This is a genomic window from Apibacter raozihei (assembly GCF_004014855.1).
Classification (GTDB): Bacteria; Bacteroidota; Bacteroidia; order Flavobacteriales; family Weeksellaceae; genus Apibacter; species Apibacter raozihei.
Map to the genome: position 1 here is coordinate 309,773 of NZ_CP034930.1, position 14,835 is coordinate 324,607.

Annotated in this window: 7 protein-coding genes; 4 read left to right on the plus strand and 3 right to left on the minus strand. The window is 30.2% G+C overall.

Going from position 1 to position 14,835, the window contains the following annotated elements:
* Positions 1 to 3 precede the first annotated feature (3 nt).
* The 3 genes from EOV51_RS01485 to EOV51_RS01495 all read right to left on the minus strand — a co-directional run bounded on the left by EOV51_RS01485 (position 4) and on the right by EOV51_RS01495 (position 8,324).
* Positions 4 to 3,135: a SusC/RagA family TonB-linked outer membrane protein gene (locus EOV51_RS01485; RefSeq protein WP_128149137.1), complete on the minus strand. Its 3,132-nt coding sequence runs from the start codon at positions 3,133 to 3,135 to the stop codon at positions 4 to 6.
* A gap of 442 nt (positions 3,136 to 3,577) precedes the next feature.
* Complete coding sequence (locus EOV51_RS01490; protein WP_128149139.1) at positions 3,578 to 5,380, minus strand: HSP90 family protein; 1,803 nt, start codon at positions 5,378 to 5,380, stop codon at positions 3,578 to 3,580.
* Between the two features lie 433 nt (positions 5,381 to 5,813).
* On the minus strand, positions 5,814 to 8,324 hold the full coding sequence (locus EOV51_RS01495) for a tetratricopeptide repeat protein (RefSeq protein WP_128149141.1): 2,511 nt from the start codon (positions 8,322 to 8,324) through the stop codon (positions 5,814 to 5,816).
* Between the two features lie 189 nt (positions 8,325 to 8,513).
* On the opposite strand from EOV51_RS01495, the gene EOV51_RS01500 reads away from it, so the two are divergent.
* The 4 genes from EOV51_RS01500 to EOV51_RS01515 all read left to right on the plus strand — a co-directional run bounded on the left by EOV51_RS01500 (position 8,514) and on the right by EOV51_RS01515 (position 14,672).
* Positions 8,514 to 11,279 (plus strand): hypothetical protein, encoded by a 2,766-nt coding sequence (locus EOV51_RS01500; RefSeq protein WP_128149143.1) that lies wholly within the window; start codon positions 8,514 to 8,516, stop codon positions 11,277 to 11,279.
* A gap of 35 nt (positions 11,280 to 11,314) precedes the next feature.
* Positions 11,315 to 11,683 carry a hypothetical protein gene (locus EOV51_RS01505; protein ID WP_128149145.1) on the plus strand — a complete coding sequence of 123 codons (369 nt, stop codon included), beginning with the start codon at positions 11,315 to 11,317 and terminating at the stop codon, positions 11,681 to 11,683.
* 130 nt (positions 11,684 to 11,813) lie between these two features.
* Entirely contained in the window at positions 11,814 to 12,680 is an 867-nt protein-coding gene (locus tag EOV51_RS01510) for a FixH family protein (RefSeq protein WP_128149148.1), read from the plus strand.
* A gap of 3 nt (positions 12,681 to 12,683) precedes the next feature.
* On the plus strand, positions 12,684 to 14,672 hold the full coding sequence (locus EOV51_RS01515; protein WP_128149150.1) for a TonB-dependent receptor plug domain-containing protein: 1,989 nt from the start codon (positions 12,684 to 12,686) through the stop codon (positions 14,670 to 14,672).
* Positions 14,673 to 14,835: the final 163 nt, after the last annotated feature.

Below are 14,835 nucleotides of genomic sequence, written 5' to 3' on the forward strand. Positions count from 1 at the left end.
TAATTAAAATTTAACATTTACATTAATTCCTATGCTTCTGGTTGCGGGTGTCTGAAGGTTATCAACTCCGGAATCCGGATCTACATTTTTAATTTTTGAGGCCAACCATAAATTTCTCGCTATTAATGATATACTTACTGCATTTAGAGAAAGCTTTTCTAGCACAGGTTTACCCAAATTATAGGTTAATGTCACTTCTCTAAGTTTTATAAATGTTTGCTTGTAATAATGATAGTTTGCATTGAAAGCGTTGCTAGTACTTTGCATATATCCGTTATAATTGACAGCAACGTCATTTGGTGCAAACACACGGGTATCGGAAACCACATTTCCTCTTTCGTCGTAATTAATTGACCCGCTAACAATTTTGACTCCCTGAGCTATATAGGTGTTATTACCAGCATTAGCATCATCTCGATACTGATTTACAGTTCCTGGGGCAATCCCTCCCCACCACATTTTTTGATTCGTTGTTGAATACATCGTACCTCCAATTCTACCGTCAAACAGAAATGATACGGTAAAGTTTTTATAACTTAAACTATTTGATATACCATAAGTCCAATCTGGTTCTGAATATCCCATTGTCGAAGGGTAAGGTGCTTTGGACCTAACCGGATAACCGTTTTCTAAAACTAATTGTCCATCCGGAGAAGTTTCATAAACTACCGTTGATAGTTTATCCATTCTTTCTCCCACTCTTATGTAATTGCTGTTAATACTATATCCTCCGTAAATTTTCTTGAGGTATTTTCGATATTGACTTAAATTGATTTGTGAATTCCATTTTATTTCTGTGCGCTTTAAAATATCCGTGTTTAATGTTATTTCTACACCTCTCCTTTGATAAACATCTCCGTTAGTTAGAAAATATTTGTATCCGGAACTTTCTGATAAAGGCACATAAACTAAATTATTATAATCTTTAGTCTGAAAGTAAGCTACATCCATGTTTATTCGGTTATTTAATACCGCCAGATTCGTTCCTATTTCCCATGAATTAACTGTCTCCGGTTTAATATTTGCATCTATTAAAATATTACCAAAATAGAATGTCGGCTGTCCATTCCAGCTTGTTTCACTTTTTTCAAAAGCAGTTATATAACCGTAATTATCATAACCTGTATTATTTTTATTTGCTATTTTCCCCAATGTTACTTTGGCAAATGATCCGCGGATTTTAGCAAAACTTATCCAAGCCGGAAGTTGTAAAATTTTGTTAACTAGTATAGAACCAGATACTGAAGGATAAAAATAAGTATTATTCCCTTTGGGTAATGTAGATACTTTATCATGTCTTGCCGTAATATTTAAAAAAAACATTTTATAAAATTCCATATCTATAAAACCATAGACACTGTTTATCCGTTCATATTCTTTTCTGTTTAAATCTGGTGGAGCAACTAATGAAGGTCCGGCATTATTTGCAAAACTATATAACCCAGGAATAATCAATCCATCGGTTTGTATTTGACTATTCTTCTTCTCACTGTAAAAACTGGATATATATCCTTCTCCATTCAATGTGAAATTTCCTGAGAAAGTATTTTGATATTTAAGACCAAATTCTGAAGTTATATCAAAATAATTAGCATTTATTTGAGTGAAATTACCTAAAGATTTTTGACCATATCCAACATAACTTTTAGGTTCTTTATACTCTCTATTTAAACTATATATATTAGTTCCTACTCGCCCCTTAGCTGACAATTTGGGAATAATCTGATATTCGAGATTTACGTTGCCCATCACATTATCTTTGTAATAAGGCCTCAAATATTCATACGCCTGAAAATATGGATTATTGTAATAGGATATATTATAATGCCTTTGCTGAAATCCTTCTTTTCCGGCTACCCAGTAGTTTCGTAAATCTCTTACATCTACATCTGCACCTGTCCATAGCACCAGATTGTAGAGGTAGTTTGTAGGCCCGTATCCTACTTCGGGAAAATTAGCAGTATATTCTTTATTATATGTTAAGTTTGTATTAATCTTTAATCCTTGAAGCGGATTAAGAGATCCGGCTAAACTTATTGATGTATTTTTCAGCTCTGTATTGGGTACAATTCCTTTTTGATAAATATTGGAAAGAGAAAGCCTGAAAGTTGCTTTTTCATTTCCCCAATCCAAGCTTATGTTATTAGACTGTATTATTCCTGTATCAAAGAAATTCTTAATATTGTTTTTACCCCTTGATATCCATGGCAATGGTATTAATTCCCTGGTGATGGGATCGACGGGACTATTGTATTGTCTAGTCTCAAAATACCCACTTAAAGTGGAAGGATCTTTTTGATCTAATTTTGGTCCCCATATCCAACCTCCTCCTTCGCTTCCGGAACCCTGTCCGTTAATGTAAGCATATTTACCATTATTTCCCGCACCATATACCGTTTGAACTTTTGGAATTCGTATGAAGGAGGTTTGAAACATTGTGCTATTATTAATTGAAATGGTAATTTTACCTTTTTTCCCTTTTTTTGTGGTAATCATTATTGCACCATCTTTACCAACAGAACCATATAACGCTGAAGCTGTAGCTCCTTTTAAAACACTGATATTATCAATATCATCTGCATTTATCTTCCATAAATCTGCTGTTCTGTCAGGAATTCCATCAATTACAATTAAAGGCTTTGCTCCTCTTAGGGTTATTCCCGGATCCTGAAACAGATCTGTACTATTCTTAATGTTCAATCCTGAAACACGTCCTGTTAGTGAGTTTACAAAATTAGGTTCTTTAACTTTTTCAAATACTTCTCCTTTTACTTCCTGAACCGAATAACCTAATGATTTTTTTTCTTTTTTAATTCCTAAAGCTGTTATTACGACTTCATCCAACTTTTTTTCGATCTCATCTTCAAGTATTACTTTAATTGTTTGATTATCGCCAATCACTAACTTCGATGGTTGATAAAAATCACGAGTGAAATTGAGTGTATCCTGCTTAATAGCTTTTATAAAGAAAGTTCCGTCTTCTTTTGAATAAATAATTTCATTGGTTCTTGTATTTAAAATTTCTACTTCGGAGAGAGGTTCTGAACTTTTATTTTCAATGACACCACTTATTTCCTGTGCTTCAAGTGAAGTAAAACAAATGAAAAGTGATAAAATCAGTAGTAGTTTTTTCATTTTTTTGTGCAAATGTCATTTATTTCCACAAAAAGTGTATTACATTATAATTAATATATAATTAATAAAATATTACGATAAATAAAACTCATTCATTATACAAACCATACGATATAAGCCAATACATAGCTATATTATCTATTTTAAATACAACCGATTAAGTTAAAGCAAATAGTAATTTAAAATTGTTATATCAAAGTATACCAATCCAGATTATGTACAATGAAAAAATTGTTACACAAATTATTTATCCAATAGGTATCTTGTTGTACCTAAAAAAACCTCCAATTCAATTTAAGAAATGATATTAGAGGTTTTTTATAAGATATAAAATTGAATTTTTCTTTGCTTCTTTCTGTATAAGAAGCATTTATTTTTTATAATCAATATTTTAATTCCAAAACTAATCGGATAAAATCCCTATATGAGGTATTTAAATTTTTTAATTGTTTAAATTAGGCATAAAATCATTCATTCCTAAAATAATAAGTTGATATAACGAAGTGTTGAAGACTTCCATTTCTTTTTTATTTATTGGATATCCTCCTAACATTAGAGACTGAACATACATTATGTTGACTATGGACTCAAACATAAAGGAATCTTCTATCTGAAAAAGTTTTTGTACTATTTCATTATCTTTATTAAAACAAAGTGTTGGAATATTTTCGTCTTCTTTTTTTATAAAATTGTGCAAAGTGGATGCAAAGGGATTGGAAGATTTGGATAAGTTTTGAATGTTTTTATTATTCATAGCTTCATCATTTGCTACGTAAATTGCGGGTGTATCAACCGGACTGAATTCTTTTATCTGTGATTTACAATAAAAATCATTAAGTATTTTGTTTACTTTCTCTTCAAATTTAGCATAGGTCTGATTTTCTTCTACATTAACTTCTCCAAAATTATTTAGTATATCCTGCGGGGTTATTTTCTTGAATCTAATCTCAGGAATTACAATTCTCATTTTACTTATTAATTCGGTTTCAAAACTATAGGCCGAATTTATTACAGTTTTACCTTGTGAACCGGCAATTCTTCTGATCTGCCTGAAGTCATCTATAGAAGGTGTATAATGTATTACATCATTATAGGTTCTGAGAGATAAAAAATTCATCATTCCTTTATTGGTTTCAAAAGGAATGTAATCTATAAACATTTTTAAAAGTTCTGTGTCTTCAACTGCAAGCGCTTTTATATATAGATGATGAATTTTTATAATCTGATTTAATGTAAAGGTATCTGAAACGGTCAGATACTTAAGATAGTCTTTAAAACAATAGGTCAATTCCTTTTTCGCTTTTACCATTTGCTCATCATTCATCAATGCTTCCCTTGAGGCTGTAGGACGCAAACTTTCTGTATTAATTATGCAACGTACGAAAGTGGACCATTCCGGAAGTAATCCTTTTCCATCTTCACACAAAAACATTCTTTTTAAATATATTTTGTTTTGTTTGGTATTTCCTATAAACTGTACTTTATGGGGCATTATGTAAGCAACTCCTTTGATTTCTCCTGTTTCGGAATGCAATTTAAAGGAGTCAAGGAAATTAATATTAAATATTTTTTTTCCATATTCGAGCAACTCCTCTCTTGTGCTTTGTGTATTTAACCAAACCGGTTCTTTGTCTATTAAAACTTCAGATTTCTGATGTGTTATAAAGTTTATTTTAACCGGTAGGGCATCTCCGAAATAAAGGATGTTTTTTTTAATTTCTTCTTCCCGAAAAAGAACCTTCCATTCTTTTTTTGGTATAAGAATAACTCTTGTTCCAACTCTCGGATTATTAGGAATGGTTTCTACAGTGTATGTACCATCGGCTTTTCCTCTCCAGCATACACCTTCTTTTTTCAATAATGATTGAGTCTCAACTACAATTTCATCACTGACTACTAAACAGGAAAGCATTCCTATTCCGAATTTCCCTATGTAATCTTTTTCATCCAATTCTCCTCTTTTTGAACTCTGGCCTATTACTGACAGGAATTGGTGAACTTCTTCTTCCGAAAGTCCTATTCCATTATCTTCAAAAATAAATAACAGTTCTTCTTTATTTTTTTTTAAGTATATGTTTATTTCTCCTTCTATTTCATCAATACCTTTTCTGGCTGTAATGGCATCAATGCCATTTTGTAATAATTCTCTGATGAAAACATTGGGTGCGCTATATATATGTTCTGACAATAATTCTATCATCCCTTTCAGGTTAACCTGAAAGAGATATTTATTTTCCTGTTCCATTTCTTTTAACTCTAATTATAAATTCCTTGATCATCTTACTACTATTTATACACTTTCAAGTAAGCTTGTTGTTTTTTATTTGTTCAACAATATTACTGCACAACTTAAATTGAAGTGCTATTCCGAAAATTTCAATATCGTACGAAACATCAATTAAAATATAATTTCATACTTTTTTTACACTTAAACTTCTCCTGCATTTAATAATACGCTAAAATATATTAGAAATCTGATGACCTAAGCCCTTAATTTAATGTATAGAACCTATTATTTTACACTACTATGAAATAGTGTAACTTATTATTATTACTATCTAATATTTTATACGAATAATTTATTATAATTAATTCACAGTTTGTTTTTTAATCATTTTTTGGAAATATTATTCAATATTAGTAATATTTCATCAATTTAAAACAATTTTTTAAAAAATTCACCTTCTTCTTCTTTCTCTTTTACCTGTGATTTTAAGTGACTGTTCATGTCCGTTTTCCGCAGCTTTTTGATACCATGCCATTGCCTGTACTTCGTCTTCTTCCACTCCTTTTCCTATAAGATAACAATTACCCAGCTCGAACTGAGCTTCGATATGTCCTTTTTCCGCTATCTCCAACAAAAGAGTAATAGCTTTATTTAAATCCTGCTCTACTCCTTCCCCTTTCAGTAACATCATTGCTGCATGATATTGTGCATGAAAGTTCCCTTCTTGTGCTGCATCCTGAAACCACACGAATGATTCTGCAAGATTTTCTTCTGTTCCCATCCCATATTTATAGGCTAGTCCTAGTCTGTATTTTGAACCTATACTCCCCTTTTCTGCTGCAAATTTATACCAACGGAATGCTTCCTGACTATTTTCATCAACTCCAATTCCATATTCATAGCAAACTCCTAATCCTTCTGATACTATTCCGTTTTCTTCCGCAATGCAATAGTATTCAAATGCTTTATTATTATCCGTTTCTGCATCATATAAATAATAATCTCCTAAAAATAAAGCTGCATAAGGATATCCGCTTTGACAAGATATGCTTAACCATTCTAATGCTTTTTCTCTATTATTTTCTATAAGACCATAATAGTAATAACAACCTACTTTATATTGTGCAAAAGGATACCCCTGCTCCGCAGCTACTAGCATATAGCTCATTATTTTAGACTCATCAAAAGACAATCCTCCATATTCATCCTCATATGATAATGCTAATTCAATACAGGCTTCACCATATTTAAATTCTGCTGCTTTACGGTAATTTTCCAAGGCTAATTCCGGGTTTTCCGGAATCCCTATCGTATATTTATAAGCTCTACCTAAATTGTAATAGCCTTCAACATTTTCTCCTTCTGCTGCTTTTTGAAAATATTCAAATGCTTTTTGAGGATTTTTTTCTCCAATTAATCCGTCTTCTTCATAATACCCCAACTTATTATAAGCATATATGTAACCGTTTACAGCAGCTCTTTCGAACAAATCGTAAGCCTGCACATAATTTTTTTCAACACCAAAACCTGCTTCATAACAAAAAGCCATTTCAACTTGCGCATACTCAGAACCCATTTCTATTGCTTTGTTTAAATATTCAATTGCTTTTTCAGGATCGCTTTCTTCCTGCGATGTTATACCTACCCTGTAGTAATGCCCCATCATTTCCAAACCGTAAACATGTCCGCGTTCGGCAGCAATTTTAACCAATTCAAATGCTTTATAATAATCCGGTTCTCCAAAATATCCGGTTTCGTATAAACGGCCTAACCGGTAGGGAGCATATGAATCTCCCAATTCCATTGCATCTTCTAATAAACTTTGCACTTCTTTCGGATCTGAATTTTCATTGTTTAATAACCAATGTGCTTTTTCAGACATAGCTCTTGCATTACCTTCCTGCACAGCCCAATTCAGATATATTTTTCCTTTTTCTACGTCTTGAACTTCTTCCTCGTATAAATAAATGAGTGACAGTTCGACTAATGAGTCTTCAAAATAATATAGTTTAGCTCTTTCATGCCATTGAATAGATTTTTCTAAGGAATGATTTTCTGCCTGTATGTAATAATAGTACCTACCTAACCAGTTTGCAGCATATATTATTCCGTATTCGTATGCTTCTTCTAGCAAACAAATACCTTGTTCAACCGTATATCCCTGTAGCCTTTCATTTAATATATTAATTCCAAAAATATATTTTGAATACGGGTTATTTACTTCAATACCTTTATGTAAAACTTCAAGTGCTTGTTCAATATTTTGTTCTCTATATAAGTAGTACTCTGCTAATAAATGATAGGGCTTTTCAGATTCCTTTTCTTTGCTTTCAATTTGTTCTTTTATTTTTTCTAATACATATGTATTATCTTCTTCTGTATAAAAAACAATATTTAAAAGGCAGTTTTCCGCCTGATCGTAACCTAATTCCTTCGCCTCCTGAATAAGTTTAAGACCTTCTTCTTTGTTTTCTATCTCACCTCTTGCTCCAAAGAAAAGATTATACCCATAAACAGCCCTGCAAGCTGCATCTCCTAATTCAATTCCCTTTAATAAATATTCTCTACTTTTACTCCTGTTACGAAATGGTCTTCGTGCATTCTCTAATATATAATCTCTTTCAACATATGCTTTATGATAATTAATATCTAAAAACCCATCATTTATTCTTTCGCATAATTTAAACCAGAACTCATAATCTTCCTGATCTAGGAAAGAGGAATAATAAAGATTCCAGTTTCGCTTGAAAAGTCTTATGTATAAAGCTTTAGTTTTATCAACAAGACTATTGTTACTTAAACCATAATCACAAATTGCTAATCCCAGCAACCAATTTTCTTTATTTTTATAATCATCTTTATATAAAAGATGATCTAATTTTTCATTTATATCTATTGTTTCAAGCTTCTTCAGACTATCTAACAAGTTATTGTAATGTGACTTTAATTTAGTCTTTTCCATTTATAATATCTTAGGTTTAAATTCATAAAATTATAAAATTTATACTAAATAAGTTTCTTTTTTTTGACATACAAATAACACAAAATTAGCCTCTGTATACTAATAAAACGATTCACATATACTAACATAAACAAAAAAAAATATATTTATTTTATATTTTTTTGATATTTTTGATAGAAATAAAAGAATATGAACTGGAAAAAATTTTCAATCTGGGGAATAACTACTCTCCTTATATGCCTGTTCATTCAAATGGGGTTAAAGATGTGGATCAATAAGAGTCTTCCTATGTTTATAAAAGAGAAAAATGATACTCCTTATAACTTCAATTATGAACAAGTTTCTTATTCTTTATGGTCTCGACAAATAACCATTGACGGTATAGCCATTTCCCCTAAAACTAAAAAAAATGAAGCATATCATATTCAAATTAAAAAAATCCTAATTCATGGGGTACATTTTTTTACTTTTTTGAGCAGAAAAGATCTTATTGCTGATTATATTGAAATTACTAAACCTGAGATACTTTGTATCCAGCCATCTGGTACTGATACTGATCTGAAAAGTTTTAAGTCCTATCGTCTTGGTAAATCTATACAAATAAATAACCTGCATATCAAAGAAGGAAAATTCAAATCGGTTACTAGCAATGATCATAGTAATATTGCCTCATTTGAAAATCTGAATATACATTTAAACGGAGTGGTCTGGGATATGGTTAATAAAGAAAAAAGAATTCCTGTTACTTACAAAAATGCTCAAATAAATGCTGAAAAAATATTTTATAAAATTAACAAATCTCATATTTTATCGCTAAAAAAATTTGTTTTAGAAAATGATAATCTTTTCGCTAAAAAAATTTATGTATATTCCGACAGCACATCGCAAGGAATTGATAAAAATGTAAATACAGAGAAAACATCATTAAATATAAAAGTTCCTTCAGCTAAAATCAAAGATTTTGATTGGGGTTATAACCGTGGTGGATTATTTGTAAAAACATCAAAAATTGAAGTAGATTCAAGCCAGATTTTAATAAGCACAAAAAAGAATATTCAACGGACAAATACTAGTAACTATGAAACCGAAAGAATTTTACCTTTTAACTTAAATATTGACACTATTCTCATTACCCGATCGATTCTCAACCTGAATAATCATGTTAAAAGTAAAAATATAAACATTTTATTAAGCAATATCAACAATCGTACAAACGAAAAAATCACGATTGACCTTGTTAAATTATTTAATACTTATGTGATTATTAAAGAAAACAATAATCTTGCTTTTACAGAAAATTCCAGAGTGGGTTATTTTTTTAATGATTTACTTTTAATTAACAAATTTACCTTAGCTTCTACCAATTTTGATTATTATGATAGAAATAATCAAAATATTTTGCAGGTTAAAAACTTAAATTTGAATATTAACCAATTAAAAATAAATACTTTAATCCCTGAAAATAAAAAAATCCCTCCTTTAAGTTTTGCAAGTTACAACATTTCAGCTGATACAGTTTTTTTATCTGACTTGCAAAGTCATAGCATTAGAGCAGAACATATAGGTTTTTCTGATCATAATCTCGTTACCTCCAAAGTTGAGTTATTTCCTAAACTTTCAAACAAAAATAAGATCATTAAAAATTTATTTTATATAAAAATCAACTCTTTAAATATCAATAACATTCAATGGGGTAATAAGAAAAATCAGTATTTTATTGATATTCCTGATATAAAAATTAATCAAATGAAGGCTGATATATATCAAAATAAAACAGCTCATAATGCAATTAATAGCATCAATCTCAATTCAAAAAAATGGCTGATTAACGTAGATAAATTGAGCATCATAAATTCTTCAGCGGAACTTTTTAATTTTGATTCAAAAAAAAGTTTATCTTCTATTCAAGATTTTGATTTAATTATTAAGCAGATCCAATTTACCCCATCTAATCGAGAGGTTACTGATTTACCAATTGTTTTTTCAAATTTTAGTTTACGTGGCAATAATTTAACCTTTAGTTCGGGTTTTCATATTTCAAAAATCAAATATATATATTTATCCAATCACACATTTTCAATGAACAATCTTACCATCTTACCTGATCCTTCTAAAACAAATTACATGAAAAAGAATGGTATAGATGCGTATTCTTTGTTTCTTCCTGAAACGAAAATTATTAATTTATCAGCTAAACTTACAAACAATAAATTTTTTATCACAGTTCCTGAAATACCTTTAGATAAACTTTCTCTTACCATTCATCAATATGATATACCTGACAGCATATACAAAGCGGTATACAAACCTTTTTTTAGTGAAAAGCTGAGAAGATTAAGTCATAAAGTTAAAATTGATCAAATATCTCTGTTAAATTCAACTATTAACTATGAGGAAGAATCACTGAATAAAGGAACAGGTAAAATAAATTTTTCAAATATAAACGCTGTGATTCATAATTTAAATAACGGATATCCTAATACTATACCTAATGATGTTCTTGTCACTTTCAAAAGTAATTTTATGGAGCGGGCAATTTTTAATGCGGAATGGACTTTTAATATATCAGATCCGGAAAATAAATTTAGAGTAAAAGGATATATAAACGATTTGCCGGCAGAACAGGTTAACCCATTTATTAAACCTTACTTGCATGCTTCTGCCGAGGGTATTTTTAAAAAAGTTTCTTTTGATTTTTATGGAAATAATGAGATAGGTAATGGAACTTTTGGAATAAATTATAAAGATTTACATGTTACTTTATTTAATAAAAATGGTCTTAAAGAAAAAAAATTAATGTCCAGCTTAGCTAATTTATTAATTATCAACGACACTAAAGATTCTTTAAAAACGCTGGAAATCAAAGAAACTAAAAGAAGTCAGGATAAATCATTTTTTAATTTTCTTTGGAAAATGTCATTAAACGGACTTAAGCAAACTTTATTGATTTTTTAATTTGTTTTTATCTGGTTTACTTATATATTTGTCTTATGAAGTTTGGTCTTATTTTGTTGATATTTCTAACATTCTTCAGGCCATTAATCCCTTTGTTGGATTATGGTCTTAACTACAAGTATTTTTCTACTGTATTATGTATTAACAAAAACAAACCGGAAACCCATTGTAACGGAAAATGTCAGTTAGCAAAAGAAATAGCTGACAAAGCGGCTCAGGATAGTCAAGAAAATACAACAAGCAATTCTATAAAATTTGTAGACGTTTTTATTATAATAGACAAATTGGATTTTTCTATAAATAAAATTCAAATCTCTCCTGTTACAAATTTTTATCATTATATAGATTTATATTCTATAATTTATCAAACCTCTATTTTTAAACCTCCCGTTTTATCCCGATAAACTTATACTTTTTTTTCTTCTGTTTCAATTTATTATAAGCGGAAGTATAATCTTGTTTATCAATAATAACTTTTTTTAATCAGGCTAATAGCATATTAAGCCCTGGGATAATCATTTAATTTATTAGAATATGAAAAACGTATCAATTTTAAATTTTCTTAGCTTATCATTATCTATCTTTTTTTTACTCATTACTATCTCTTGTAAAAATGAGGATTCTTCTTCTGATTCAGGTAATTCCGTCCTTTCCGGATTAATTAAAATTCAGGAAGAAGCCAATGAAAATCACATCATAACTTTATATAGCAAAACCGGAAAGATAATTACGGGTTATAATGAAATTTTTCTTCGCATTCAAAACAAAACCAATGGCGAGTTTATATCCGGAGCTTCAATATCCTGGAAACCTTTGATGCGTATGACTAACAAAAGCCATTCTTGCCCATATGAAAGCATCGTACATTTAAGTAACGAACCCACTTTATACAAAGGTTTCATTTTATTTCAAATGGCTAATAACGATTCCGAATACTGGGAACTTGAACTTGATTATAAAATAAAAAATCAGAATTTTAAGACTTCAATTAAACTCACGGTTTTAAACTCCCCCAACAAGGTAATACAGAATTTTACAGGTACCGACAACAACAAATATTTATTAGCTTGGGTTTCGCCGATATCTCCAACAATTGGTAGTAATGAGTTGACTGCCTATTTATACAAAATGGAAAATATGTTCACTTTTACCCCTGTAAATAATTATAAAATAATAATTGATCCCAGAATGCCTGAAATGGGAAATCATGGTTCTCCCAATAACTCAGATTTAATTAATTCAGAACTTTCCGGTTTTTACAAGGGTAAAATTTCTTTTACAATGACCGGATACTGGAAAATCAATTTACAGGTATTAGATGCGTCAGGACAAGCTATTAAAGGTGAATCTATTACCGAAACCAACAGTTCTAGCAGCATTTTTTGGGAAACAGAATTATAAAAGATGAAAAAAATTCTAACTTTTTTATGTTTATTATATTTTCACTTTTTTTATACACAAATTGCAGATAGTTTAAAGAATATAACTATAGAAAATATTATTATTCTGGGAACTAAAAAGCCGGATATTTCATCTGAATCCAAGCCTCTTGCTACCATGGATGAATATATGGAAACTTCAGGAAAAATTGATTTAATTCGTAGAGGTAATTATGGCTGGGAACCCTCTTTAAACGGAATGACTTCTGAAAGGATTTCTCTTACGTTGGATGGAATGAAATTATTTAATGCGTGTACCGATAAAATGGACCCTGTAACTTCCTACGTAGAAATTTCCAATCTTAAAAACATACAAGTTAGCTCAGGCTTGCAGGGTGGGATACATGGAAGTAATTCGATTGGCGGCAACATTACCATGAACTTAAAAAAAACCGGATTTTTACAAAAAAAATGGAGTAAAAGCCTGTACACCGGCTATGAAACGAATGGTAATTATTTCATCAATGGAATAGACATCTCTCACTCTAACAAAAAATTCTATTTTTCTTCCGGCTTATTTCACAGAAAAAGTGAAAATTACAAATCCGGAGGTCAAAAAGAAATATACTTTTCACAATTTGAAAAAACTAACCTTTACACTCATTTAGGCTACCGCATATCCAAATCTCAGTTTCTGGAAAGTACATTTATTTTAGATAAGGCTACCCATGTCGGCTATCCGGCACTTACCATGGATGTAAAGAAAGCAGAAGCCTGGATAGGCTCTTTGAGTTACAGAAAAGAAAATATTTCCTATCTATTAGATTCATGGGAGTCTAAAATTTATTTTAATTCTATAACTCATATTATGGATGATACTCACCGTCCCAATAATCCCGTCCACATGGATATGCCAGGGCGAAGCAATACTCTGGGGTTTTATTCAACAGTAAAAGGTAAAACTTCAAGTCATTCTTTTATTGCCCACTGGGACGGTTTCTATAATCATTCCCAGGCGGAAATGACGATGTACCCTAAAAATTCTGATGCTTCTCCTATGTTTATGTATACATGGCCGGATATTCGCACATTTAACACTTCTTTTTTTCTTGAAGATCGTTATACTTTAGATGCCTTAAATTCATTTTCAATTTCTACAAGATGGGGGTATCAAAAAGATGGTATAAATGAAGAAATTGGTTTAAAAAGTATACAGATTTTTTTTCCTCAAACTGCTCAATTTAATCATCGAATATTTTTAAAAGCAACAGCTTTTTATGAGTATACGGCAAATGATTTTCATATTTCTTTAGGAGGCGGTTATGGTGAAAGAACGCCTTCAGTTTCCGAAGCCTATGGATTTTACCTTTTTAACAATTTTGATAATTTTGATTATATAGGAAACCCGACTTTAAAGAATGAAAAATCATGGGAAGGTAGTTTTATTATGCATGGGAAGATAAAGTCATTAAAACTGGAAACAGGATCATCCTATTTTTATTTTAATGATTATATTACAGGTAAAAAAAATGAGGAACTATCACCAATGACTCTGGGTGCCAAAGGTGTAAAAATCTATAATTCTTTAAAGTATGCATCTATCTTTACTACATATTTACAGTTAAATTATACAATATGTAATCGTTGGAAATGGAGCAGCAGGTTTTCTTACCAAAAAGGCAGGGATGATAAAGGCACTTCTTTACCGCTCATTGCTCCGTTTTCTTACACATCTTCCATTCTTTTCAATAAAAACCGATTTACCGGTGAATTTTCATTTAAAGGATCGGGAAGGCAAAAGAATTATGATCCGGATTTTGGTAATCAGAAATTCTCTGATTTTATTATATATAACTTTTCAACAGGCTATTCTTTTCTCTTTGGTTCTTATAAATTAGTGAGTAAGATAGGAGTTGAAAACCTTTTGGATAAAAAATACACAACATATTCAGATTGGAATAATATTTTAAGAAAAGGACGTAATTTTTTTATTAATATATCCTTTGACTGGTAATATTTGTTTTAATACAATAATCATTTAATACTTAAACCTCTGGTAAATATTTTATAACCGGAGGTTTTTTATTTCCTCCCAACTCATTAAACAAATATTAAACATCTTAAAACGAATAATTTAAATACAAATAAAACATATTTGTTAGATTAATCTAATTTTT